Origin of the sequence: Bacillus cereus (assembly GCF_002577405.1) — a bacterium.
GTDB classification, from domain to species: domain Bacteria; phylum Bacillota; class Bacilli; order Bacillales; family Bacillaceae_G; genus Bacillus_A; species Bacillus_A cereus_AU.
This window is the reverse complement of sequence record NZ_NULR01000019.1, coordinates 112,085-137,998: the sequence shown is the minus strand read 5'-3', so window position 1 is coordinate 137,998 and position 25,914 is coordinate 112,085. Positions and strand designations below refer to the sequence as shown.

The following is a 25,914-nucleotide window of genomic DNA, read 5'->3' as shown; positions in this document are numbered from 1 at the left end:
ATTCGCTCCTTTTATGGTTTTTCTATCTTTTGCAGTGCCTTTTGCGGGATCGACTCTTTCGAGATTTCAGCCCATCCTTTTCCCTGCATACCTTTTGCATAAATTTTTATAAAAGCACCTGTATGCAATTCACGATTCATCATTCTTTTAATAACTTGTAACTTTCCGTCTTCTGTATACCCTTTAAATGTATACAAATATTCATCGTCTTTTTTCTCACCTTTATCTATAACTGCATAATAATCTTGTATTTCTTTATTTGAAAAGAAGTTATCTACAAAAGCATGCACACCTTCTGTTTTTGTGTTTAAATAATATGCTGTTCCCCCTAAAATAATAGCGAACACAGCTAAAACTTTAATTACCAATTTCATACACGTGCCTCCTGTTTGCACTTCTTTCTCGCTAACCATATGTCTATACCTGTATTATACGAAAAAAAGCAGACTATACTCTATCGAAATGCCTTACACTTCCCTTACATTATTGTAAGGATTTTTCACCTTACAGCAATTTCTGGGCAAAAATTTTTTCCGTTTAATGAACTTTTATATTATTATTGAATGATACGAATTTTTATCCCGCTATTTGCAGGCAGTAAGACTTCCACCTCAAAATACGGCGAATACGAGAAAGGTAGGTAGGAGATAACTGCCCGTAAATGCCCGATTGGTGAAGGCTAATAATCAACGGGAACGGACACCCCCCACTGATTAAAGTTTCACTTTATTACAAAAATCAAAGGAGACAGTTTTCAAATGGCTATCTTGCAAGGTTTAGCACTATTACTTGTTGTACTCTGTCTATTTACACTTTTTAGTTACCGTGCTCCTTACGGAATGAAAGCAATGGGTGCTTTAGCTAATGCAGCAATCGCAAGTTTTCTTGTTGAAGCATTTCACCGTTATATCGGTGGGGAAATGTTTCATAATGACTTTTTACAATCAGTAGGAGAAGCTTCTGGTAGTATGAGCGGTGTCGCAGCAGCGATTTTAGTAGCATTAGCAATTGGCGTTTCACCCGTATACGCTGTTTTAATCGGTATCGCTACTAGTGGATTCGGTATTTTACCAGGATTTTTCGCTGGATACATTTGTGCATTCATCGTGAAATTTCTCGAAAAGAAATTACCAGCTGGTGTAGAATTTTTAGCAATTTTATTTATTGCCGCACCAATTTCACGCGGAATGGCCATGCTTATGGATCCGCTCGTTAACGCAACACTCGTTAAAATCGGTTCTATGATTTCAGTTGCAACTACAGAAAGTCCTATCATTATGGGTATTATGCTTGGTGGATTGATAACAGTTATTTCTACCTCCCCATTAAGTTCTATGGCACTAACTGCCATGCTTGGATTAACAGGTTTACCAATGGCAATTGGTAGTCTTGCCGTAGCAGCTTCAGCCCCAATGAACTTTATTTTCTTTAAACGACTAAAAATTTGTTCAAAGAAAGATACAATTGCTGTAGCAATCGAGCCTTTAACACAAGCTGATGTAGTCTCAGCAAATCCAATTCCAATTTATGCGACAAACTTCGTTGGCGGTGCACTTGCCGGTATTATTACGTCCCTATTCCAGCTCGTTAATAATGCGCCAGGAACAGCATCACCAATTCCAGGGCTTCTTGTCTTATTCGGATTTAATGACGTTATAAAAGTAACGATCGCTGCTGTATTATGCGGAATCGTTACGACTATTGTTGGATACGTTGGATCAATTGTATTCCGCAAATATCCAATCCGCTCTGCTGATGAAATTCGCGGAATTAATTCGGAAGAGAACGTGGCATAAGAAAAAGAGTTATTCTCATCGCTTGAGAATAACTCTTTTTTTCATGGCTCGCCATGGTTTTTTAATGTATCGACTTACCGACACATAACAAAAAATAAGGGCCCCCTATTCATGTAGGAGGCCCTTATTTTATTCAGTTACGGCAGCTAGAATCTCCGGCCATTTCACACTCTCGGTCGAGCGTTCAAATGACCTGCGATTCTGAACGAGCCGCTTCCGCTTTTATTACTATCCAGTTACGCCTCCTAGGCCCTTGCGTCTAAGAACCTTCCCTGCCAAAAGGTAAAAAGCACCTTTTGCAGGAAAGAACCTTAGTCACCGGGTCTAAACAGTCGGCTTCACTTTTACTTTACCCAGCCGAGCAGCATTTCCCGCACGAATTTGCTTGCTGCGACTGGTGTTTGGTCACTATGGTCGTAGACTGGAGCTACTTCTACTAGGTCTGCTCCAACTACATTTATATTTGAATTTGCAATTGCCACGATGGAATCTAATAATTCTTTAGATGTGATACCTCCAGCTTCTAACGTTCCTGTTCCTGGAGCGTGAGCTGGGTCTAATACGTCAATGTCGATTGTGACATAGACTGGGCGTCCTGCAAGTTTCGGTAATACTTCTTTTAACGGTTCTAGTACGTCAAATTTGTATAAGTTCATACCTACTTCTTTCGCCCATTCAAATTCTTCCTTCATTCCAGAACGAATTCCGAAAGAATATACGTTTTCCGGACCAATTAAATCACACACTTTACGAATTGGTGTAGAGTGGGATAAAGGCTCCCCTTCATAAGATTCACGTAAATCAGTATGAGCATCCATATGGATGATTGCTAAATCCGGATATTTTTTTGCCATTGCCTTAAAAATTGGCCAAGACACTAAGTGCTCACCGCCGAGACCTAGTGGAAACTTATCGGCATCTAAAAGTTTTGATACATACTCTTCAATCATGTCTAAGCTGCGTTGTGCATTTCCGAATGGTAATGGGATATCACCCGCATCAAAATATTTTACCTCTTCTAGTTCACGATCTAAATACGGACTATACTCTTCAAGACCGATTGATACTTCACGAATACGTGCAGGGCCAAAGCGAGATCCCGGACGGTAACTTACTGTCCAATCCATAGGCATCCCGTAAATAACTACCTTTGACTCTTCAAAACTTGGATGACTTTTAATAAATACTTTACCTGAATAAGCTTCATCAAAACGCATATTCTTTTCCTCCTTATGTGGAACTTAAGGTATCCCAACCTTTCATATTTCTCAAATTTGGAGCACACTGCTCCTCTTTCTCGATTTACCGGGGTCTTCTGTTTCATAACAAGAAGACGATTTTCTTTACAGAAGTGTAAATAGCTAGCATGTTCAAGTCTTCTGGACAAACACCTTAAATGAGCTATTTACACTTTATTTGTTAAAATTCGATTTTCTTACTTAATTAAATCGCCAACAAATTTCGGTAATGCGAATGCTGCATTGTGCAATTCTTTTGTGTAGTATTTCGTTTCAATTTCGTGGAAACGCTCTTCACTTACTTCTAGTGGATCATGTTTTTTAGATCCGATTGTGAATGTCCAAAGACCACTTGGGTATGTTGGAATGTTTGCTGTGTATAAACGAGTAATTGGGAAAATCTCTTTTACATCTTTAAACACAGTCGTAATTAATTCTGGTGTGAACCAAGGGTTGTCCGTTTGCGCAACGAAAATACCGTCTTCTTTTAACGCCTTAGAGATTCCAGCGTAGAAACCTTTCGTAAATAAGTTTACTGCTGGTCCTACTGGCTCAGTAGAATCTACCATAATTACGTCATATTCATTTTCGCTTTCCGCGATGTGTAGGAAACCGTCTCCTACTTTCACTTCTACACGCTCATTGTCTAATGCGCCTGCAATTGATGGTAAGTACTGTTTAGAGTACTCAATTACTTTCCCATCAATCTCAACAAGAGTTGCTTTCTTTACGCTTGGGTGTTTTAACACTTCACGAATAACACCGCCATCACCACCACCTACAACTAAAACGTTTTCAGGGTTTGGATGTGTAAATAAAGGTACGTGCGCTACCATTTCATGATAAACGAACTCGTCTTTTTCTGTCGTCATAACCATGCCGTCTAAAATAAGCATGTTTCCGAACTCTTCCGTTTCAACCATATCAAGTTTTTGGAATTCTGTTTGCTCCGTATGTAATGTGCGGTTAATACGCGCCGTAATTCCAAAATGTTTTGTTTGTTTTTCAGTGAACCATAGTTCCATCGTACAATCACGCCTTTCAATGCAAATTTATAATAGGGACATCATTAATGTCCCCTAACAAAAATAAAACAAAACATCCAAAAAGTATAGTTAAAAGTATAAAAATACCGAAAATATATTTTAGTCAGAGCGTTCTAACATATATGTGAACAGGGTTTGCTCTGTAATAGGAAAGAAAACCCTTTCCTAAGAAAGGGCCTTCGTCTCTACTTCTACCGGTTTACGAATTGGAATTAAAATCATAATACAACCAACTAATACAACAATTCCACCGACTAAAAACGGGCTTTGCGGTGAAACTGTGTGCCCGATAATTCCTGATAAAATAGGAGCAATCGCGCCTCCTAACCAACGAACGAAGTTATAAACACCTGATGTAATAGATCTTTCATAAGGTGAAATATCCATTACATAACTTGTAAATAACGCGTTATTTAATCCTGATGCTAATCCAGATAGAACGATTAACACGATTTGTAACCACATAATTTTCACGAAGAATAGCGCAATTAATAACATCGCAAATACGAGTAAACTACCTTTTAATACTGTTTTCGGTTCATATTTACCTTCTAGCTTATGCGCTAAAATTGCTGATCCGTAAGCTAGCGCTAATCCCCATCCACAAAATACAAAACCTAATTGAATGGCAGATAAATGCATAATAAGTGGTGAATATGCTAAAACAACGAAAAATCCATAGTAATATAACATCCCTGAAATGGCACCTTGCATAAATGGTTTATACTTCACTAAGTTAAGTAATTCTCCCATGCCTGCTGCTTTACGCTTCACTTTTCGCTCTGGTTCTTTTACAAAAAAGAAAACTAAAATAAATGCTAAGAAAATTAAAATACTCGTTGCGAAAAATGGGTAACGCCAAGAATGTCCACCTAATATACCACCTAATAACGGTCCGCCTGCCATCCCTAAACCGATAGCTGCTTCATATAATCCTACTGCTTCATGAACTTCTTTACTTAATGCAATTAATAATGTCATCGCCGTTGCGAAGAACATCGCATTTCCTAATCCCCACCCTGCGCGGAAAATAGATAATTGAGCAATCGTTTGCGATATACCGCATATAAAAGCAAATACAGTTACAATCGCAAGACCAATTGTCATCATTCGTTTATCACCAAATCTTGATGCAAATATTCCAGCTGGTAACATCATAATTGCCATCGTTAAAATATATGCTGTAAATAACATCTCGACTTGCCAATGCGAGGCACCAATTTGTTCAGCAATACTTGGTAAAATCGGATCGACTACCCCTATACCAGAAAAGGCAAGGAAGGTAGCGATCACCGTAATCAATCTCCCTAATTTTTGTTTGCTCTCCATTTTGATTACTCTCCTTTTGTACTATCTAAAAATGTCACTGCACGATGTAAGCTATCCTCGAGCTCCGCCTTCACACGCTGCATTTGCTCCATTTTCTCGTCTAGCGTTTGCACTTGTTTTGCAAGCATCTCTTTAATTTCTTGAATCACTTCGCGGTCACGGGGGTTCTCGCTATTTCTTCTTTGCTCCATTCTTTCTTTTAACGATAAGAACTGCTGCATTTCTTGAAGTGTAATTCCAAGTACTTCTTTCGCTTCTACAATCCTTTTAATTCTTGCAATGTCCTCGTCAGTATACAGACGAATGTTCCCCTCACTACGTTCTGGGGGATGAATTAAACCAATTTCCTCATAATAACGAAGTGTACGCTTTGTTAAACCAACTTGCTTTGTTACTTCATCGATTTTATACATGTTTATTCCTCCCTTCACCCGACTGTTACATTTTACGTTAACGTTAACTTTTATGCAACTGTTAGATTTTTGTAAATATTTCCCCTGTTCAATTGTATTTTTTCCCAAGCAGTTTCATAATGAAAGAAAAGAGACGATAAGGAGAATTTCACATGAGTAAACCACTTATTTTCGCTCACCGCGGGGTAAAAGGAACACATCCCGAAAATACGATGATCGCCTTCCAAGAAGCTGAACGCGTTGGCGCTCATGGAATTGAACTTGATGTCCATTTATCAAAAGAGGGTGAACTTGTCGTAATTCACGACGAAACAGTAGATCGTACAACAAATGGCGTGGGACTTGTTTCCGAGAAAACTGTAGAAGAATTACAAGCTTTAGATGCCGGTAGCTTTAAAGATCCTTCTTTTCATGAAGCAAAAATTCCAACGTTACGAGAAGTATTTATTTGGCTCTCTACAACAAATTTACAACTTAACATTGAACTAAAAACAGATGTGATTCACTATCCAACTATCGAAGAAAAAGTCATTGCTCTTGTTCGAGAATATCATCTATCTAATCAAATTATATTTTCATCATTTAACCACGACTCTATTTCATTATTAGCAGAAATTGCTCCAGAAATTCCAAGAGCAATTTTGTACGATACACCACTTGCAGATCCTATTGCTGAAGCAAAAAAACGAGAAGCAACTGGATTACACCCAAACTTTCAATTATTAACGAAAGAGTTTGTCCAATTAGCACAGGGGCAAGGATACATTTTTCGCCCTTACACCATTAATGAATACAAAGATTTACAAACTATGATTGATTATGGCGTAGACGTCATTATTACCGATTGGCCAGCACGTGCCTTTGAGCTCCTTTCTTAATGGAAGGGGCTTTTTTATTTTCGAAATTTCATTGTTTAAAATAACTCAAAACCTTCAATACTAATACAATAACGCTTGTATTAATGAGGGGCTGAAAAAAGATGGATCAAACTATGAATCCAAAACTTAAAAAATATAAACGTCTTTTCTTCACCGCAATGTTTTCTTGCGTCCTTTTCTTCGTTTTTTCCTTTTTTGTTATTCTTATAGTTGCAAAAATTATGGGACCTCCTCCTGTTGCGGTCCCGCAAACAAGCGTCTTTTACGCGAACGATGATACCGTTATTGGACAAAGTAACGAAGTACAAAAACGTTACAATGTCTCTCTTAATGAAATTTCTCCTTATGTAAAAGAAGCGACACTTTCTATTGAAGATCAAAGGTTCTATAAACATCATGGCTTCGATATGAAACGTATCGCAGGTGCAATTATTGCTGATTTAAAAGCGATGGCAAAAGTACAAGGAGCTAGTACGATTACACAACAATACGCACGTAATCTGTATTTAGATCATGATAAAACGTGGAAACGGAAACTATTAGAGGCAATGTACACTGTCCGCCTTGAAGTGAATTATAATAAAAATCATATTTTAGAAGGATATTTAAATACAATTTATTATGGACATGGCGCTTACGGTATCGAAGCTGCATCCCGTCTATATTTTGATAAAACAGCAAAAGAATTAACATTAGCAGAAGCGAGTATGCTCGCAGGTATCCCGAAAGGACCAAGCGTCTACTCTCCCTTCTTAAAAGAAGAACGTGCGAAAGGAAGACAATCTCTCATATTAGATGAAATGATAGAACAAGGATTTATTACAAAACAGCAAGCCACTTCAGCAAAAAAAGAAAAGCTGACCTTCGCCTCATTAGATACGAAAAAAGTGGCAGAGATTGCACCTTATTTCCAAGATGCTGTACAGGCCTCTCTTCTTCGTGATATCGGATTAGATGAGCAAGCTTTACAGCGAGGTGGCTTGCGTATTTATACAACGCTAGATCCTAAATTACAAGCTGTAGCTGAGCAAGCTGTAAAAGACCATATTCCTGACACAACAAACATACAAACTGCTCTCGTCTCCATGAATCCAAAAACAGGTGAAGTGGCTGCCCTTGTTGGGGGAACCGATTATAATACGAGTCAATTTAACAGGGCTACACAAGCCGCTCGCCAGCCTGGTTCTACATTTAAGCCATTTCTATATTATGCAGCTTTAGAACGAGGATTCACGCCTGCTACGCGCTTAAAAAGCGAATACACTGTGTTCACTTTGGGCGATGGCGTATCAAAGTATAAGCCAAAAAATTATAAAAATTATTATGCAGACGATTTTGTGACAATGGCACAGGCACTCGCCGTTTCTGATAACGTATATGCTGTGAAAACGAATTTATTTTTAGGCGAAGACATTCTTACAAAAACAGCGAAACAATTTGGTATTACTAGCGCATTAAAAGATGTTCCGTCTCTTGCTCTCGGCACATCTCCTGTAAAACCAATTGAAATGGTCAATGCTTATAGCATGTTTGCAAACGGTGGAAAAGAAGTAAAACCTATTTTCATTCGCCGTATTATGGATCACGAAGGGAATATGTTATACGATGCTCATTTGGAGAGTAAACAAGTTCTCGACAAGAGCAAAGCGTTTGTGATGGAAGAAATGATGACTGGCATGTTTAATAAAAAACTAAGCAGTTATGCCGCTGTAACCGGGCAATCGATGTTACCCAAACTATCAAGAGAATACGCCGGGAAATCTGGTTCTACTGAAACGGATAGTTGGATGATTGGATTTACCCCGCAAATTGTAACTGGTGTATGGATTGGATACGATCAACCTAAATCGATTTCAAACGTAGCAGAACAAGGATATGCGAAAAAAATATGGACCGATACGATGGAAAAAGGCTTAGATGGACAACCTAAAAAAGAATTTAAACAACCAAGTGACGTCGTAGCGGTTAATATTAACCCAGAAAATGGGAAGATTGCCACAAAAAATTGTCCAATTTCTGTGAAAATGTATTTCGCAAAAGGTACAGAACCCACAGAGTATTGTATGGATCACGTCGACGATAAAGAAGAATTTGAAAAAACTACTGAAGAAAAGAAGAAAACAAGTTGGTGGAAAAAATATCTTCCTTGGTAAAAGCGAGGCGATTCCAAAATAAAAAGGATGTCACCTAGTCAAAACAATCGACTTACGGGACATCCTTTTCTTTTATTCACCTAATAATGCATGACGCAATTCTTCACTAGACTCGTTCCAAATTGCTTCGTTATGTTCTTTCAAGAATGTACCAAGTACTTTTTTAGAAGACTCATCCATATGGTCAACCATAATGTGACGCTTTAATGATTTATCCATTTTGTTTACGTGCTCCGGAAGTGATTTATATCCACGGCGAATTTCACGATCAACTGTCATTTCACAAGCAGTTACACCTGCGTAATATGCACCTTTTGGTGTTCTTTCAATCGTTACCCAAACAAGCCAAAATGGTTTTCCGTTTGGAACTTCATCTTTATTCGTTAAAAACTTAATTCCTTTTTCCACTGTGCTACGTGCATGCATCGCACCAATATCAACAAAAGCATTTTTTTCTAATACATCAACAAATACAGGTGAAATATTTTCTAGGCTTAATGCCCCAACGCCAAATCCACCATGTCCATCTGTTGAATCATTTTTTACAATATTAAAACCGATTTTTTTCTTCTTCTCTGTCATATGTAAATTCCTCCTCGCTTAATAATTATAAAAGCCCAAAAATAGGCGCAATGATACTGTCTAAAAATACTAATACATACGGAATGACAACATTGAAAATAGGCTGAATTGTGTAATTACTAAGCGGTGTAATAACAAGAATTAATAACGCAATTGCTCCATACTTTTCATACTGTGTCATTTTTGCACGAATATTTGCTGGTGCTAAATCTTCCACAACGCGATACCCATCAAGTGGCGGGATTGGCAATAAGTTAAATACAAGTAAAACAATATTAAGCCCAATGAAAATTTGGAAGAATTGACTTAACGTCTTTCCTACTGCGGGTGGAATTGCATCTAACACACCAAATGTTATTAAGCTATACCAAATAATTAAACCAATTGCACTTAAGATAAGATTACTTATCGGTCCCGCGATAGAAACTAATATCCCTGCAAGACGCGGTCTTTTAAAGTTATATGGGTTAACAGGTACTGGTCTTGCCCAACCGAACCCAAGAATTAATACTGCAATCATACCGATAGGGTCTAAATGTGCCATCGGCGATAATGTTAAACGGCCTTGTCTCTTTGCTGTATCGTCTCCAAATTTATATGCAACATATGCATGCGCAAATTCATGCACAGATAACGCAATAATAATCGCCATTGCTACTAACGGGATTTCTTGCAATGGATATCTAAATAACTGATCCATACTTCAACTGCTACTAAAAATATAAACAAATGTACATTCTTAGAGTATTCCTGCTTCTATGTGTCCTGTCTCGCCACTAACTCGCTACTACAGTTTGCTGTAACACTCCACAGGCGTAAATTCCGATGTAGCCCACCGTACATATATACAATCTATTTACGTTAGTATTGTATATTCTTTTGCTTGTAAAAGGTTGATCGCTGCGTTCAAATCTCTATCCATTACATTGCCACATTTACATTCATATCCTCGGTCCGATAGTTTTAAATTTGCTTTCTTTTGACCACAACATGAGCACAACTTTGACGAGGGATAGAATGTATCTACTTGACGTAATTCAATTCCATATTCCTCACATTTAGTCAAAAGCCACGTTTTAAATGTATAAAAAGACTGCTTAGCAATTGTTTTAGATAGATGTTTATTCTTCAGCATACCTTTCACATTCAAATCTTCCACTGTAATAAACGCTGGCTTGGTTTTCACCACGTCATTTACAATAGACTTTACATACTCAAGTCGAATATTTGCTAATCGAGCATGTAGTTTTTGCACCCTAAGAATGTTTTTATCTATATTCGCTCTTTTNNCGCGATAAAGAGCGTTGTTCACGTTTTAACCGTTTTTCTATCTTTTTTACTTTTACTGTTTTATTTATATTTTTGTGAGTTTTTCCATCGCTACGTACAGCGAAATCCTTCACCCCTAAATCAATCCCTAAACCTGTTGAATGGAGTGCTTGCTTCGCTTTTGTTTCTTCCAATTCACAAAGCACGGACACAAAATATCTTCCTGCCCTTTTACATATCGTTCCACTTTTTACAATCGTATTTTTGGGGATATACCCATATTCTTTTAACCTCATCCAACCAATCGTTGGGACTTTTACTCTATGTCTTTCTACTGTCCAATCTGTTTTATTGTTTTTCGGAAAATAGCATTTCACATCTTGATTCTTCTTTTTCTTATAACGTGGAAATCCAGATAAGCCCTTAAAAAATCTTTTAAAAGCTTTATCTCCATTCATAATGGCCTGTTTTACCGCTTTACTAGATACCTCTTTAATCCATTGGCTACATTCTTTTGTATAGACATTGTTTAACCATTTAGAAAAATCATATCCACTCAAAAACTTCCCCTCTGATTCATACATCTCTTTGTTTTTAGAGAGATACAGATTGTAAACATACCTGCACACTCCAATCGTTTGATTAATCTTGGTTATTTGTTCATTTGTCGGTTTTATCTCTATAAAATATGCTCTTCTCATATCTCTTTATCCTCCGACATTCTTTGTATTTTCTCAATCCATATACCCTACGACTACATACATGAATGATAGATAGCAAATCTTGAACAAGTTCTTTTTGTGGAGATAATTTTTCATTATGAACAACAGTGATTTCCACTCCGATTTTATGAAGAAACTGTGCGATCCTATCCCAAACAAATCTATCCTTGTGTGCGATGATAATAGTTGCAATGTTCCCTTTCATATGTCCAAAAAAGAAAATATTTGTTTTTTCGATTGTTCTTCCCCATAATCCGCTATAATAAGAGTGTAACTTACATAAAAGGAGCGATTGTACATGCCATACGTAACAGTAAAAATGCTAGAAGGACGCACAGAAGAACAAAAGAAAGCTCTTGCTGAGAAAGTAACAGCAGCAGTAAGCGAAACAACTGGTGCTCCAGAAGAAAACATCGTTGTTTTCATCGAAGAAATGTCTAAAAACCATTATGCAGTTGGCGGAAAACGCTTAAGCGACAAATAATTTCAAGTTCTTTCATAAGAAGCAGCTCTTAGCTGCTTCTTATTTCTTTCCTTCTAACAACTCGATAATTCTCTCTTTATATTTTCCTTTTCTTCCATCTTCATAGATTAAATCATGTGGATAGAATAGCTTTTGATCCGTTCGCTTCTTACCTGTAATCGCCTCAACAATATCCGATTCACGTGATAGCTCCCTAAGCTCTCCATTTGGCATCAGAAGTAAGATTGGTAGACGCTCTTCTTCTTCTCCTGCGCGGTAGAAGTCATACGGTAAATCTGATGTTGAATCAACAACTAAATAATACTCTGGATCGAGCCCAATCTTTTTAAATAAGCTACTTAATTCCATCCAATTATCTAAACCATGCTTATCCGTAAACTCTACATATTTAAATAGATTTCGGTTCATAAAACGACGGCATAAATCACTTAAGATTGGATCTTCTTCGTCCTGCCACACTTGGAAGTAATAATACATAACGTTCTCGTCTAGCTTTAAATAATCCTCTACTGTTACTTCTTCTTCAAATAAAGAATAGAAATGAACAGGGTGATGTTTAAACGTGTAATACTTCTCGTGCAATGATTTCGCACGGTGTAAAATCTTTGTTAAAATAACTTCTGCACTACGCGTTACTGGATGGAAATATACTTGCCAATACATTTGATAACGGCTCATAATATAATGCTCTACAGCATGCATACCACTATTTTTAATGACTACTTGATTTCCGTATGGTCGCATTACGCGCAGTATACGCTCCATATCAAAGTTCCCATACTTTACACCAGTAAAATATGCATCTCTTAATAAATAATCCATACGATCTGCATCGATCTGGCTTGAAATCATACTAATCGCTAATTTATTAGTAGATGTTTTCGCAATGACATCTGCTACCTTTTGCGGGAAATCCTTATCAACACGGCTTAACACACGATTAATTTCCGTATCACCAACGATAATCCTTTGCGTAAATTTCTCATGATCTAACGAAAATACTTTTTCAAACGAGTGAGAAAATGGGCCGTGTCCGACATCATGAAGTAATGCCGCACATAAACATAATAATCTATCTTCAGCATTCCAATTTGGTCTGCCATCAAACACATCATCAATCATACGACGAATAATTTCATATACACCTAACGAATGAGTAAAGCGACTATGCTCTGCACCGTGAAATGTAAAAAAAGTCGTTCCAAGCTGCTTAATACGGCGCAAGCGTTGAAATTCTTTCGTTCCGATTAAATCCCAAATAACGCGATCACGCACGTGCACATATTTATGTACTGGGTCTTTAAACACTTTTGTTTCGCTGAGTTTGTCGTTTAAATATACCACTTTTCGACATCCCCCTTTCCTTACTGCATTCTTACTATATATTATAAACGAAATAGGAAACAGAAAGAAATGAAAGACTATATTAATTCCCTTTACAAAAAGAAAAAATCACCTTTACCGAAGCAAAAGTGATTTTTTGTTATACATTATTTTCCTAAAACAAACTCAGCAACTTCGTCTAAGATCATTTCTTTACCTAGTGGGAAGTAACCTTTGTTTAAGTCTTCATTTTTAATTGTAAATACGTGGTTGTTTTTAACAGCGTTCATGTTTTTCCAAATTGATTCTTCTTGGAATTCTTTTAAGCGTTGAGAACCATCACCAGTTGTAAATACAAATAGGTAATCCGGATTGTAATCGATTAAAGCTTCTTTTTGTACTTGTACTAGCGGTTTGTCAGTTGGTGTGCCTTTAACTGCTGGTAATTTTAAATCATTAAAGATTACGCTACCGTAACCGTAGTCACCGTATACACGGAAAGCATTTGGATATGCAGCCATTTTCATGAATGTTGCATCACCAGTTTTAGCGATGATTTTGTCATGTAATTTGCTTGCTTTTTCATCATACTGTTTGAACCATTCTTCTGTTTCTTTTTCTTTACCGAAGATTTGACCTACTTCTTCGAATTTTGGACGCCATTGATCTAATGGAGTTTTTAACATAACTGTTGGTGCAATTTTAGATAATTGATCATAAATCTTTTCTTGACGATTGTTTACAAGAATTAAGTCTGGTTTTGCAGCAGCTACTGCTTCGATGTTAATTTTATCGCCCCAAGCAGAGCCAACTGGTGTTACACCTTCTAATTTTTTCGCGATATGTCCATCAATTTTTTCTTGAGTTGTATTTGCAGTAATAATTGGCTTCATACCGAAGATTAATAATTCTTCTGTTGAACCACTAAGGTCAGCAATTTTCTTTGGGTTTGCAGGAATTTTAATTTCCCCTTTTGCATGTTGTACAGTGCGTTCTTCAATCTTCGCATCCTTCGCATCTGCTTTCTTTTCTTCTTCTTTGTTAGAACAAGCTGCAAATAGTACAGAAGTAACCACTAGTACCATTGCTAATAGTGCCATTTTAAAATTCTTCATGTTCCCACTCCTTCTCGCTGTATTTCTCTTATAAGTTACAGTGAACTATAAGAAACAAAGTTAACAATTAATCAACATATTTTTATTAATCGTTGTTTATAGCCCGTTCTAACGGGCGTTCAACTTCCCATCCATGGGTAAGAAGCTCAACGTCCATTAGAAGTCCCCCTCTTAAAGAGGGGGTTCTACTTATGCTTTTTTACGCAATTGATTATTAATCATCGCTAAATCATATGTTAAACAAATCGGTTTACAGTTTACTGGACATGGAACGATTTGCGCTTCGATCTCAAATACGTTACGAAGTGTTTCACTTGTCATAACCTCATCTGGCGTTCCTTGCTTCATTAACTTCCCAGCTTTTAAGGCAATCATATGATCAGAGAAACGAGAAGCGTGGTTTAAATCGTGAATAACCATCACAATCGTTCTGCCTTCTTCTTGGTTTAACTTCTTCAGTAAGTTTAATACTTCAAGTTGATGAGCCATATCTAAGTATGTTGTTGGTTCATCTAACACGAGTAAATCCGTTCCTTGTGCAAGAGCCATCGCAATCCATACGCGTTGACGTTGACCACCTGATAGCGCTTCTGCTGGGCGATTTGCGAATTCTGTCATTCCCGTCACTTCAAGTGCCCAATGAATGTAGCGATAATCCTCTTCTTTCAATGTCCCAAATCCCTTTTGATGAGGAAAACGTCCATATGAAACAAGTTCAAATACAGTAAGACCTGTTGGCACTTCTGCAGTTTGTGGTAAAATCGCCATTTTCTTTGCGATTTCTTTCGTTGGCTGTTTCTCAATTGCTTTTCCGTCAAGATAAACAGTACCTTTTTTTGCTTTCAAAATACGAGAAGCTGTTTTTAATAATGTGGACTTCCCACAACCATTTGGTCCAATAATCGTCGTAATTTTCCCTTCTGGAATTTCAACTGTTAATCCATCAATAATTAACCCTTCGTTATAGCCAACAGATACCGCATCAACTGCTAAAGTTGCCATGCAAAAAGCCTCCCTTTATTTTGTCCTCATAAGTAAGTAAATGAAATATGGTGCACCAATTACAGAAATAACTAGACCGACCGGTATTTCTGAAGTTGGTAACACACTTCTTGAAATTACATCTGCAAATAAAAGTAAGAACGTTCCTATTAATGCAGCTGTGGGCAACATAATTTGATGTTTACCACCAACAAGGCGTCTCGCTAAATGCGGAGCCATTAAACCGATAAAACCAATACCACCGGCAACAGCAACAGATGCACCTGCTAAACAAACTGCAATAAATAATAATTTCCGTCTTTCTTTTTCTACGTTTACACCAAGGCCAACTGCTGTAGAATCACCTAGGTTCATTACATTTAATATGTGTGCTTTGCTAATAGCAAGTGGTAAGAAAATCATCATCCATGGAAGTACGCTTAAAACGAATTTCCAATCCGTACCCCACAGACTTCCCGCTAACCAAATCGTAGCAAAACGGAAGTCATTAGATGTCATCTTCATAGAAAAAATTAAACTAACAGCACTAAATCCTGCTGCAACTGCAATACCAACTAATATTAATCGAGTCGATGAAACGCCATCTTTCCATGCTAATAAATAAATAATAACCGCCGCCAATATCGCACCGATTAATGCGAAGAACGGAAGAATAAATACTGATAATAGCGTTCCAGTCCCAACTTTTCCAAAGAAAAAGTATACGAATACAACAACTGTTAATCCCGCTCCAGCGTTAATACCTATAATACCTGGATCAGCAAGTGGATTTCGTGATAATCCCTGCAAAATCGCACCTGACATAGCTAAAGCAGATCCAACTAGTATAGCGATAACCATACGTGGCATACGGAATTCAAATAAAATAACAGACTGATCTTCAGCACCAAGTCCAACCAATGACTTTAATACGTCCATTGGCGGTATTTTAAATGTCCCTGTATTTAAACTTACTAAAAATACAGTAACGATTAATCCTACTAAAATTGTTAAAACAGAAATGTTCTTTTTTGTTAAGACGCTCGTCCTCACATTTTTCCTCTCCCTTCGTTACGTGCTAAGTAGAGGAAGAATGGAACTCCAATTAGCGCTGTAATTGCTCCAATTGGTGTTTCAAATGGCGGGTTAATAACGCGAGATAGCATATCTGCACACTCGATTAATAATCCACCTAAGACTGCAGAACATGGAATAACCCACCTATAGTCTGAGCCTACAAGGAAACGAGTCATATGCGGGATTACAAGACCAACAAATCCAACCGATCCTGCCATAGAAACCGCAGAACCTGTTAACACAAGAACAAGTACTGTTCCAATGAATTTAATTAATGTCGTATTTTGACCAAGTCCAATCGCAATCTCTTCACCGAAGCTCAAAATCGTAATATACCTCGACATCATAATTGCGATAAAGAGACAAACTAGACCGATCGGCACTAGCATATTAATACTTTCCCATTTCACTCCAGCAACTCCGCCTGCATTCCACATACTTACCTCTTGGGCAAGATTGAAATACAGCGCAATTCCAGATGAAATGGCCCCTAATAAAGCACTAATTGCTGCCCCTGCTAAAGCTAATTTCACAGGTGTTAATCCACCTGGTGAAGAAGACCCAATTCCATATACAATGCTCGCACCAAAAGCAGCTCCAATAAAAGATGCGATAACGAACATTAAATAAGGTGAATTAGGGAAAAATGCATACATAATTGCAATTCCGAATACAGCGCCATCTGTAATCCCCATTAAAGATGGTGATGCAAGTGGGTTTCGCGTCATACCTTGCATAATTGCTCCTGATACCGCTAAAAAGGCACCTGCAACTACGCCACCTATTGCTCTAGGCATGCGAAGTTCTTGAATTACGTTATGATGCGTGTTAGACCCATCAAACTGAAAGACAGCTTGCCATACAGTCTTTAAACTAATATCAGCAGCACCAAACGAAATAGAAACCGCCATACTTAAAGCTAACAAAATCGTGCCTGCTATTAAAATAATAGAAGCAATGAGCGGTCTGCTCTTAATCTCTTTAACATTCATATCTTGCTGTTCTATACTCCTTGCGCTCGCTTCCATCCCTCAACCATCCTAACCAACAACATATATTTAATGAAATGAAATTTATTCTCAAATAGTATTAAAAAAATAAGATGAATTGATCTTTTCCTGATAATGATTCTCAGAATCAGACACTTTCTATTCTACCTATCGCTTTAAAAGGCTGTCAACCATTATTTTGAAATACAAATTCATATACATCGAAATTTTAATGAACAAGTGACGCTCATCTTTCATTGAATGTTAGTTCCGACCAAGTGCACTTTCATAGAATAAATTTCCCCTCTTATGGGCATAAAAAAAAGAAGAGGAATTTGCCCACTCTTCTTTTTCTTACTTATTTAGCTTTACTTCAATTTTCGTAATTAATTCATCTTCTGTTGGAGCCGCAACCGGACGATTATTTACAAATGCGAATGATTTTTTACGACCAGGGCCACAGTAAGACTGGCATCCAACTTCAATCGTTGCACATGAATCTACTTTTTTTAATTTCGGAATCAACGTTTTAACGTTCGTTGCCTGACAATCATCGCACACACGAAATTCGTTTCCCATATATAACACTTCCTCTATTTCAAACTTTTCTCAAGTACATTTAAAAATAAACACTAAATGGTATTTTACCGTTCTTTGAAGCTCGTTGCAAGTTTCCCTATACAGGGCCCGTTCTCTATATAATGCTATATATTTATATGTTCTTCTGGAGAAGCTTTCATCATTCATGGCAAAATTTATCCCTTCCATCGAAATCTACCATATTTTTAAAAGCTTTGTATAAAAGCTCATTTTTTTGCCCATTATAAAAATAGGAAGTTCATAAAAAGAAAGGGAGTTGAATCTATGAAAGTAAGACAAGATGCTTGGACGGATGAAGATGATTTATTGCTTGCTGAAACTGTACTTCGTCACGTTCGAGAAGGAAGTACACAACTAAATGCCTTTGAAGAAGTAGGAGATCAGTTAAATCGCACATCGGCTGCTTGTGGTTTCCGCTGGAATGCTGTTGTTCGCTATAGCTATGAACAAGCTCTTCAACTAGCAAAAAAACATCGTAAAGATAAAATGCGTGCCGCGAGCGGTGAACAAGCGAAAAAACGTTTACTTTATACACCACCTGCTTCAGAAGAAATAACGGATTATGAAGAACTACTGCAACAAGAAACAACTGTACAATATAAAGAAGTTAGTCCATACCAAGAACCTACTGCTCCTACTTCAAAAAGCTCTATAACAATGCAAGATGTTATTTACTTTTTACAAACAGTCGGATCTTCAAATATAAAAGTAACAGCTCTTGAAAACGAGAATACGAGATTGAAACAAGAAGTTAAAGCACAAATTCTTCGAAATGAAGAACTAGAAAAGAAACTAGAAAAATTAGAAAAGCAATCTCATACTGTACAAGAAGATTACGAAACGCTTATGAATATTATGAACCGCGCTCGTAAATTGGCAGTCATGGATGACGAAGAACGTTCTCAAACATCTTTCCGAATGGATCGAAACGGTAATTTAGAAAAAATTGCAGAATAAAAAGGATGCATTGCATGCATCCTTTTTATTATTTCACTTCAACCATATGTGCTTCTTCTACTTTAGAATCTCTCTTTATATCTGGGAAAATTTCTTTCTTTGGATTTTCCTTAAAGGCTACTAATCCAATTGTTTTTACCGGTTCATTTATCTTTACATATTCTGCATCACTAACAACTGCATACATATCTGTGTATTTACGTGCATCACCAATTACTACGTTACCTTCATACTTCATTTTCTTGCCATCAATTACTACATCTTTTTGTTCCTCTTTAGCAAATACGATTCCAGCCTCATCAGAAATAGATGGCAATTCTTTAATCGGTTCTACATCTTCTTTCACTACTTTTTTCAGCATTTTTTCTTTTACCATCTTGTCGGCTGTTGTTTTATTCATAATTAAAACCTTTTTCTCATTAACAGTACCTAGTTTTGCTTCAAATTTATTTTGAGATTCAATTTTATCTTTATATTGATCCATTGTTTTTTGAACACCAGTTTCATCTCCGTACATAACAACACCCTTTGCTTGTGGTGCAACCATATCCATAATAGAACAGCCACTAAATACAGCAGCTGACATAATCGCTACGAGCCCTAATTTCACTTGTTTCATTTGTATTCCTCCTAAAATCATAATTACATCTCTTAGTTTAACTATCGCAGCTAGTTTAACCAATTCACTTTCCTTACAACAACATTACAATTCAGTAAGGTTTCCTCCTAAAAACTACTTTCGTTATTTTTTGTTATAATAGAGATTGTCATTTTAAAGATAAGGGGTTAGTTATATGAGCAATTCCCGTTCGATTTTATCTCAGCCGGAGTGGCGTATTGTAGATCAGTCTAGTTTAGGACCGACATTCCATGCACTTCAGTCGTTTGCAATGGACGACACATTATGCACAAGCATTGGAAAGGGCGAATCAGCTGCAACAATGCGCTCTTGGGTTCATCACAATACAATTGTTCTTGGCATTCAAGATTCACGCCTACCACATTTAGAAGAAGGTATTTCCTTTTTAAAAGAAAACAACTTCAATGTTATCGTTCGTAATTCCGGTGGACTTGCGGTCGTATTAGATGAAGGTGTTTTAAACGTATCGCTTTTATTCCAAGAAACAGAGAAAGGTATCGATATTGATCTTGGATACGATACGATGTGGCATTTAATTAAGGAAATGTTAAAAGATTACGATGTTACTATTGAGGCAAAAGAAATTGTTGGTTCTTACTGTCCTGGTAGCTACGATTTAAGTATTCGCGATCAAAAATTCGCTGGTATTTCACAGCGCCGTATTCGCGGTGGTGTCGCTGTCCAAATTTATCTCTGTGCTACAGGGAGTGGCTCTGAGCGTGCCGCACTCGTTCGTGATTTCTACAACGTAGCAATCCAAGGAGAAGAAACACGCTTTACGTACCCTGAAATTGTACCGAGTACAATGGCCTCGCTCTCTGAATTACTTGGTGAAACCATTACAGTACAAGATTTAATGATGCGCCTTTTAAAAACACTGCAACAATTCGCTCCAAAGTTAACACCATCTCAATTAACAATAGATGAGATTCCTTTATATGAGACGAATTTGCAACGTATTATTGATCGTAATAATAAAGCACTTGGCTTAGAAAAATAAAAACCGTCGCTCTTATAGCGACGGTTTTTATTTCAATTCTTTATAAAATTAAAGTGCTTGAGCTGCTGTAATTAAAGCTAACTTGTACACTTCTTCTTCGTTACAGCCACGAGATAGGTCATTTACAGGCATATTTAAACCTTGTAAGATTGGTCCTACTGCTTCGAAGTTACCTAAACGTTGAGCAATTTTGTAGCCGATATTACCAGCTTCTAAGCTTGGGAATACGAATACGTTTGCGTCACCTTTAATTGTAGAACCTGGAGCTTTTTTCTCAGCTACAGATGGTACGAATGCAGCGTCAAACTGGAATTCTCCATCTAAAGTTAATTCTGGAGCCATTTCTTTTGCAATGCGAGTTGCTTCTACAACTTTTTCTGTTTCTGGAGATTTCGCAGAACCTTTTGTAGAGAAGCTTAACATAGCAACGCGTGGGTCAATGCCGAATAATTCAGCAGTTTTCGCACTTTCGATACCAATTTCAGCTAAATCTTGGCTGTTTGGTGCAATATTAATTGCGCAATCAGCGAATACATATTTCTCTTCTTCACGTACCATGATGAATACGCCAGAAGTTTTTGTAACGCCTGGTTTTGTTTTAATAATTTGAAGTGCTGGACGAACTGTATCAGCTGTAGAGTGAGCTGCACCACTTACTAAACCTTGTGCTTTGCCCATGTATACAAGCATTGTACCGAAGTAATTTTCGTCTTTAAGGATTTTGCGTGCGTCTTCTTCTGTTGCTTTACCTTTACGGCGTTCAACGAAAGATGCTACCATTGCATCCATTTCTTCGTATGTAGCTGGGTCATAAATATCAACGCCTGCTAATGTTAAGTTCATGCTAGCAGCTTTTGCGCTAATTTCTTCTTTATTACCAACTAAGATTGGCTTTACTAACTCTTCTTTTGCTAAACGCTCTGCAGCGCCTAAAATTCTTTCATCAGTTCCTTCAGGAAGTACAATAGAAATGCCTTTTCCTTGAACTTTTTCTTTTACTGTTGTAAATAAATTACTCACGAATAAACCCTCCTACAAATGTTAAAAAACTCTATCTTTAAGAATACTGCTTTTCCTCTATATTTTAAACTTATAGCCCCTAAAAAATAGATAAAATAAAAATGATTATATTTTCATAAAATTCAGCCTAGAAACAAGGCCTATTTAAGCCTTATTTTCTCCCGTTTTCCAGTAAATATAAATGTGACAATTTTATGCGCCGAAACTTTATATAGATGTTTTTAAACCTATATATGCTATAGTTAACGTGTAAAATATCATTAACTGAGGTGAATAGAATGAGTGAAGCAACAACAACGTTAGATGGCTGGTATTGTTTACATGATTTACGTTCTATTGATTGGGCTGCATGGAAAACATTATCTAGCGACGAACGCGGACAAGCAGTGTCTGAATTTTTAAATGTCGTTGAGAACTGGAACGAAGTATCGGCTGCAAAAAAAGGCAGTCACGCAATGTATACAGTTGTTGGCCAAAAAGCTGATATTATGCTTATGATTTTACGTCCAACAATGGAAGAGTTAAATGAAATTGAGACAGAATTGAATAAAACAACATTAGCTGAATATATGGTTCCTGCATATTCTTACGTATCTGTTGTTGAACTAAGCAACTACCTTCCAGCTGATGAGGATCCATATCAAAATCCACAAATTTTAGCTCGCTTATATCCTGACCTACCGAAAGCAAATCATATTTGCTTCTATCCAATGGATAAGCGTCGACAAGGTGATGACAACTGGTACATGCTTCCTATGGAAGAGCGTAAAAAAATGATGTACAGTCACAGCAAGATCGGTCGCCAATACGCAGGTAAAGTACGACAAGTTATTTCAGGATCTGTTGGATTCGACGATTTCGAGTGGGGCGTAACATTATTCGCTGACGATGTTCTTCAATTTAAGAAACTTATATATGAAATGCGCTTCGATGAAGTAAGTGCTCGTTACGGTGAATTTGGAACATTCTTTGTTGGAAACATTTTACCAAACGAAAAAGTAGAGAAATTTTTACACATATAATAGTGAAAAAGGAACGAAATTCGTTCCTTTTTTTATTATCCTCTATATTTCCCCTCAAAAAACCTCTTTTCTCTGCGATTTTGAACAAAAATCGAAAAATCACTTTCAAATTTCTTGTAAAATTGTAACCTTTTTATATGTAAAGTTATGCTAAAATGGTACGAGCTATATGCTAATAACGATGCGAAGGTGATAATTTATATGAGGAAAATCTTGTCTATTTTACTAGCGTTTCTATTGTCATTTTCTTCCTTAGGAGTAACAACATCCCATGCGGAAGAAAAAATACATATAGAGGCAGCTGCTGCACTTTTATTTGATGCAGATACAGGAAAAATACTGCATGAACAAAACCCAGATGAATTGCTAGCTATTGCTAGTATGTCAAAATTAATTGTTGTTTACGCTGTTTTAGAAGCAATTAAAGAAGGTAAAATTACTTGGGATACGAAAGTAAATATTTCTGATTACGCTTATGAAGTCTCTCGTAATAACGAATTCTCTAACGTACCATTTGAGAAAGGACGTCAATATACCGTAAGAGAATTATATCATTCTATCATTATCTTCTCTGCAAACGGATCTAGTATTGCTTTAGCAGAACTTCTTGCAGGAAGTGAGAAAAACTTCTTAAATCTCGCAAATGATCTTGCGAAAAAACTAGGGTTAAAGAAATATAAATTTGTAAATTCTACCGGTTTAAATAATGCTGATTTAAAAGGGAAACATCCTGAAGGAACTGATCCGAACGGAGAAAACTCTATGTCAGCCCGCGATATGGGTATTCTTTCAAAAGAAATTATTACAAAGTATCCAGAAATGCTAGAGGATACAAAACAAAGATTTAGAAACTTCCCAGACAATCATCCAAAACCAATTCGTATGGAAAACTGGAACTGGATGTTACCAGGAGCTGCCTTCGCTTATGAAGGAGCAGATGGTTTAAAAACAGGAAGTTCTGATACTGCTGGATATGGATTCACTATTACAGCAAAACGTGGTGATTTGCGCCTGATTTCAGTTATTATTAAGACAAAATCAATGGACGAACGTTTCACAGAATCTCGCGCATTAATTGAATATGGATTTAATAACTTCGAAAAACAGAAATTAAAAGTAGATAAAAATAACAAAATTTCTGTAGTAAAAGGTAAAGAAGACTACGTGACAGTTGCACCAGAAAAAGAAGTGACAGTAGTTACTGCAAAAGGTAGCAAATCACCTTACAAAATTTCAGCTGAAGCAGATAAATCTCTTGCTGAAGATGGACATTTAGTTGCTCCTATTAAGAAAGATGCAAAGGTTGGTTCCATCGTTTTAGAATCAACTGATAAATACGGTTTCTTAGACGGAAGTAAAAGTATGAAAGTTGCTGCAAAAACGACAGAAGAGGTTGAAAAAGCAAATTGGTTCGTATTAACAACACGTTCAATTGGTGATTTCTTCTCAAATTTATGGTCTAAAATATTCTAATGAAAAAGCTAGCCCACGCTAGCTTTTTTTCTTTCCCTCACAAAATGTAAAACTTCGTTTGGTTGTCATATCTGAGTCCTTTTTCTCATACGTATGAACTAGTAATTGTTCCACACTCCATCTAGAAATAACCTCTTTCCAAAAGGTATTCCAAAAAGAGAGGTGACACATAATGGGTGTTATTGCTTATAACGAAGAAGATGTAAAGTTATTAGCTAGACTGATGCGTGCTGAAGCCGAAGGAGAAGGGCAACAAGGAATGTTGATGGTCGGAAACGTTGGGGTGAATCGTGTCCGCGGAAATTGTTTAGATTTTAAAAAAATACGTAATTTACGTCAAATGGTTTATCAAAATCCTGGTGGTTTTGAGGCAACGCAAAAAGGGTATTTTTATCAACGAGCAAGGGAACAAGATATCGCCTTAGCAAGACGAACCATTCAAGGACAACGTTTTTGGCCTGCCAACTTTTCCTTATGGTTTTTTAGACCCGAAGGCCCTTGCCCACCAACTTGGTATGACCAACAAAATTCTGGTCGCTTTAAAAAGCACTGCTTCTTCCAACCATCTGGTGAGGATTGTCCTGGCGTATATTAAGGAATGAAAATGAGGAGGGATTTTTGAATGGCACAGCAACAAAACCCATACTATGGAACAGGTTTTTATCAACCATCTGGAACTTATGTGCAACCGCAACAAATGACTCCTGGGCAACAGCAACAGCAACAAGCGATGCAACAACAAGTTGCTCAGGCTCAGCTTGCAGCTTCTCAAGGGATGCTACCACTAGAGCAATCATATATTGAAAACATCCTTCGTTTAAACAAGGGTAAGCCAGCTACAGTTGTAATGACTTATGAACGTGGTAGTTCGCTTGGTACACAATCTTATACAGGGATCATCGAGGCAGCTGGACGTGATCATATCGTTATTAGTGAACCGAAATCTGGAAAGCGCTATTTGCTACTAATGATTTACTTAGATTATGTAGAATTCCCAGGAGAAATTACGTATTTACCTAGTCAACAAGCAACTTATCCTCCAAGACCATAAAAAAAAGCTGGCTCCTGCCAGCTTTTGTTTTTTATAACCCTTTTACAACTGCAGTTCCTACTAGAATCCACGCCACAATAAATGCTACACCACCAAGAGGTGTAATTGGGCCAAAGAACTTAATACCTGTCGTACTTAATGCATACAAACTACCTGAGAACATAATAATCCCAGCTACCATTAGCCAACCAGCAGTAGTTAAAAGTGATGATTGAATCTTATCCATTAATAAAGCAACTACGAATAGTCCACCTGCATGAAACATTTGATATGTAACACCTGTTTTCCAAACCTCTAACATTTTTGCAGAAATTTTATTTTCTAAACCGTGTGCTCCAAATGCCCCTAACGCAACAGATAGCCCCGCTGCAATACAACCTAGTAAAAAGAAAATTTTCATCTTAATTCCCCTTTTTTACTTTTATCATAAGCAATTTTTTCATATAAGCCAAACGATTTTGCTTTTAAAAATCCAATAAAGAGTTACCGTTTGCATCATCTTCTTTTATATATACTGGCTCTCCAGAAATCGGCATAACCGGTTGAACTGTTGTCATAGGCTGAGAGCCGATTATTTGTGATTGAACTTGTGGCTCTCTATACGTATGCGATTCAACTTGTTCATCTAATAATAAATCACATAATGCTCGCACAACTAATAAATGTTCTTTCGACTTTTGCCCTTCACTACTTTTTGCCTTTGCAATTTCATTCGCCATTTTATTTAAAATCTTATCGCTAGATATTTGCATCCCT

27 protein-coding genes and 1 pseudogene are annotated in these 25,914 nt (G+C 37.1%); 10 read left to right on the top strand and 18 right to left on the bottom strand.

The window, feature by feature from the left end:
• Positions 1-11: 11 nt before the first annotated feature.
• Positions 12-374: a YxeA family protein gene (locus COC96_RS22530; RefSeq protein WP_098268628.1), complete on the bottom strand. Its 363-nt coding sequence runs from the start codon at positions 372-374 to the stop codon at positions 12-14.
• Positions 375-758: 384 nt separating this feature from the next.
• Here COC96_RS22530 and COC96_RS22525 point away from each other — a divergent pair, with 384 nt between their 5' ends.
• Positions 759-1,796, top strand: a complete 1,038-nt coding sequence (locus COC96_RS22525) for a PTS sugar transporter subunit IIC (protein WP_098769401.1) — start codon at positions 759-761, stop codon at positions 1,794-1,796.
• Positions 1,797-2,140: 344 nt separating this feature from the next.
• On the opposite strand, the gene speB is transcribed toward COC96_RS22525, so the two are convergent.
• The 4 genes from speB to COC96_RS22500 all read right to left on the bottom strand — a co-directional run bounded on the left by speB (position 2,141) and on the right by COC96_RS22500 (position 5,822).
• Positions 2,141-3,013, bottom strand: a complete 873-nt coding sequence (gene speB / locus COC96_RS22515; protein ID WP_001209831.1) for an agmatinase — start codon at positions 3,011-3,013, stop codon at positions 2,141-2,143.
• Between the two features lie 218 nt (positions 3,014-3,231).
• Positions 3,232-4,059: a polyamine aminopropyltransferase gene (speE, locus tag COC96_RS22510; protein WP_000424696.1), complete on the bottom strand. Its 828-nt coding sequence runs from the start codon at positions 4,057-4,059 to the stop codon at positions 3,232-3,234.
• 186 nt (positions 4,060-4,245) lie between these two features.
• A complete protein-coding gene (locus tag COC96_RS22505; protein WP_098268626.1) occupies positions 4,246-5,409 on the bottom strand; it encodes an MFS transporter in 1,164 nt (387 codons plus the stop codon).
• A gap of 5 nt (positions 5,410-5,414) precedes the next feature.
• Positions 5,415-5,822, bottom strand: coding sequence for a MerR family transcriptional regulator (locus COC96_RS22500; RefSeq protein WP_097902435.1), 408 nt, complete (start codon positions 5,820-5,822; stop codon positions 5,415-5,417).
• A 152-nt stretch (positions 5,823-5,974) separates the two neighbouring features.
• On the opposite strand from COC96_RS22500, the gene COC96_RS22495 reads away from it, so the two are divergent.
• Together COC96_RS22495 and COC96_RS22490 are read left to right on the top strand one after the other, a co-directional pair.
• Positions 5,975-6,700 (top strand): glycerophosphodiester phosphodiesterase, encoded by a 726-nt coding sequence (locus tag COC96_RS22495; RefSeq protein ID WP_098268625.1) that lies wholly within the window; start codon positions 5,975-5,977, stop codon positions 6,698-6,700.
• Positions 6,701-6,801: 101 nt separating this feature from the next.
• Entirely contained in the window at positions 6,802-8,853 is a 2,052-nt protein-coding gene (locus COC96_RS22490; protein WP_098268624.1) for a transglycosylase domain-containing protein, read from the top strand.
• Positions 8,854-8,925: 72 nt separating this feature from the next.
• On the opposite strand, the gene COC96_RS22485 is transcribed toward COC96_RS22490, so the two are convergent.
• The 3 genes and pseudogenes from COC96_RS22485 to COC96_RS22470 all read right to left on the bottom strand — a co-directional run bounded on the left by COC96_RS22485 (position 8,926) and on the right by COC96_RS22470 (position 11,405).
• On the bottom strand, positions 8,926-9,435 hold the full coding sequence (locus COC96_RS22485) for a YwhD family protein (protein ID WP_098268623.1): 510 nt from the start codon (positions 9,433-9,435) through the stop codon (positions 8,926-8,928).
• A 25-nt stretch (positions 9,436-9,460) separates the two neighbouring features.
• On the bottom strand, positions 9,461-10,135 hold the full coding sequence (locus tag COC96_RS22480; RefSeq protein ID WP_098268622.1) for a site-2 protease family protein: 675 nt from the start codon (positions 10,133-10,135) through the stop codon (positions 9,461-9,463).
• A 156-nt stretch (positions 10,136-10,291) separates the two neighbouring features.
• Positions 10,292-11,405 (bottom strand): annotated as a pseudogene (locus COC96_RS22470) (RNA-guided endonuclease InsQ/TnpB family protein).
• 319 nt (positions 11,406-11,724) lie between these two features.
• Here COC96_RS22470 and COC96_RS22465 point away from each other — a divergent pair.
• The gene (locus COC96_RS22465) at positions 11,725-11,910 is read left to right on the top strand and encodes a 2-hydroxymuconate tautomerase (RefSeq protein ID WP_001147171.1); all 186 of its coding nucleotides are present in this window, start codon (positions 11,725-11,727) and stop codon (positions 11,908-11,910) included.
• A 39-nt stretch (positions 11,911-11,949) separates the two neighbouring features.
• Here the strand turns inward: COC96_RS22465 and COC96_RS22460 are convergent, their stop codons facing one another.
• The 6 genes from COC96_RS22460 to COC96_RS22435 all read right to left on the bottom strand — a co-directional run bounded on the left by COC96_RS22460 (position 11,950) and on the right by COC96_RS22435 (position 17,974).
• Positions 11,950-13,254, bottom strand: a complete 1,305-nt coding sequence (locus COC96_RS22460) for an HD domain-containing protein (protein ID WP_088231930.1) — start codon at positions 13,252-13,254, stop codon at positions 11,950-11,952.
• A gap of 146 nt (positions 13,255-13,400) precedes the next feature.
• A complete protein-coding gene (locus tag COC96_RS22455; RefSeq protein ID WP_088231929.1) occupies positions 13,401-14,348 on the bottom strand; it encodes an ABC transporter substrate-binding protein in 948 nt (315 codons plus the stop codon).
• A 189-nt stretch (positions 14,349-14,537) separates the two neighbouring features.
• A complete protein-coding gene (locus tag COC96_RS22450; RefSeq protein WP_098268620.1) occupies positions 14,538-15,350 on the bottom strand; it encodes an ABC transporter ATP-binding protein in 813 nt (270 codons plus the stop codon).
• A gap of 15 nt (positions 15,351-15,365) precedes the next feature.
• Positions 15,366-16,382 carry a FecCD family ABC transporter permease gene (locus COC96_RS22445; protein ID WP_098268619.1) on the bottom strand — a complete coding sequence of 339 codons (1,017 nt, stop codon included), beginning with the start codon at positions 16,380-16,382 and terminating at the stop codon, positions 15,366-15,368.
• A complete protein-coding gene (locus COC96_RS22440) occupies positions 16,379-17,434 on the bottom strand; it encodes a FecCD family ABC transporter permease (protein ID WP_098268618.1) in 1,056 nt (351 codons plus the stop codon). The genes COC96_RS22445 and COC96_RS22440 overlap by 4 nt, the downstream gene beginning before the upstream one ends.
• A 315-nt stretch (positions 17,435-17,749) precedes the next feature.
• Positions 17,750-17,974 (bottom strand): DUF1450 domain-containing protein, encoded by a 225-nt coding sequence (locus COC96_RS22435; RefSeq protein ID WP_000526076.1) that lies wholly within the window; start codon positions 17,972-17,974, stop codon positions 17,750-17,752.
• A 285-nt stretch (positions 17,975-18,259) separates the two neighbouring features.
• On the opposite strand from COC96_RS22435, the gene COC96_RS22430 reads away from it, so the two are divergent.
• Entirely contained in the window at positions 18,260-18,952 is a 693-nt protein-coding gene (locus tag COC96_RS22430; protein WP_098268617.1) for an RsfA family transcriptional regulator, read from the top strand.
• Between the two features lie 28 nt (positions 18,953-18,980).
• Here the strand turns inward: COC96_RS22430 and COC96_RS22425 are convergent, their stop codons facing one another.
• Positions 18,981-19,571 (bottom strand): lipoprotein BA_5634 family protein, encoded by a 591-nt coding sequence (locus COC96_RS22425; RefSeq protein WP_098769399.1) that lies wholly within the window; start codon positions 19,569-19,571, stop codon positions 18,981-18,983.
• Positions 19,572-19,746: 175 nt separating this feature from the next.
• Between COC96_RS22425 and COC96_RS22420 the strand changes: the two genes are divergently transcribed.
• Positions 19,747-20,592 (top strand): lipoate--protein ligase family protein, encoded by an 846-nt coding sequence (locus COC96_RS22420; protein WP_097902447.1) that lies wholly within the window; start codon positions 19,747-19,749, stop codon positions 20,590-20,592.
• A gap of 48 nt (positions 20,593-20,640) precedes the next feature.
• Here the strand turns inward: COC96_RS22420 and pta are convergent, their stop codons facing one another.
• Entirely contained in the window at positions 20,641-21,612 is a 972-nt protein-coding gene (pta, locus tag COC96_RS22415; RefSeq protein ID WP_000067219.1) for a phosphate acetyltransferase, read from the bottom strand.
• Positions 21,613-21,890: 278 nt separating this feature from the next.
• Here pta and hemQ point away from each other — a divergent pair, with 278 nt between their 5' ends.
• The 4 genes from hemQ to gerQ all read left to right on the top strand — a co-directional run bounded on the left by hemQ (position 21,891) and on the right by gerQ (position 25,158).
• Positions 21,891-22,634: a hydrogen peroxide-dependent heme synthase gene (gene hemQ, locus COC96_RS22410; RefSeq protein WP_097902448.1), complete on the top strand. Its 744-nt coding sequence runs from the start codon at positions 21,891-21,893 to the stop codon at positions 22,632-22,634.
• Positions 22,635-22,829: 195 nt separating this feature from the next.
• A complete protein-coding gene (locus COC96_RS22405; protein WP_142340030.1) occupies positions 22,830-24,107 on the top strand; it encodes a serine hydrolase in 1,278 nt (425 codons plus the stop codon).
• A gap of 172 nt (positions 24,108-24,279) precedes the next feature.
• On the top strand, positions 24,280-24,702 hold the full coding sequence (gene cwlJ, locus COC96_RS22400; protein ID WP_000538162.1) for a cell wall hydrolase CwlJ: 423 nt from the start codon (positions 24,280-24,282) through the stop codon (positions 24,700-24,702).
• A 27-nt stretch (positions 24,703-24,729) separates the two neighbouring features.
• The gene (gerQ, locus tag COC96_RS22395; RefSeq protein ID WP_098268614.1) at positions 24,730-25,158 is read left to right on the top strand and encodes a spore coat protein GerQ; all 429 of its coding nucleotides are present in this window, start codon (positions 24,730-24,732) and stop codon (positions 25,156-25,158) included.
• 31 nt (positions 25,159-25,189) lie between these two features.
• On the opposite strand, the gene COC96_RS22390 is transcribed toward gerQ, so the two are convergent.
• Positions 25,190-25,558, bottom strand: a complete 369-nt coding sequence (locus COC96_RS22390; RefSeq protein WP_000688311.1) for a DUF423 domain-containing protein — start codon at positions 25,556-25,558, stop codon at positions 25,190-25,192.
• A 64-nt stretch (positions 25,559-25,622) separates the two neighbouring features.
• A complete protein-coding gene (locus COC96_RS22385; RefSeq protein WP_097831424.1) occupies positions 25,623-25,910 on the bottom strand; it encodes a YwdI family protein in 288 nt (95 codons plus the stop codon).
• Between the last annotated feature and the right edge of the window lie 4 nt (positions 25,911-25,914).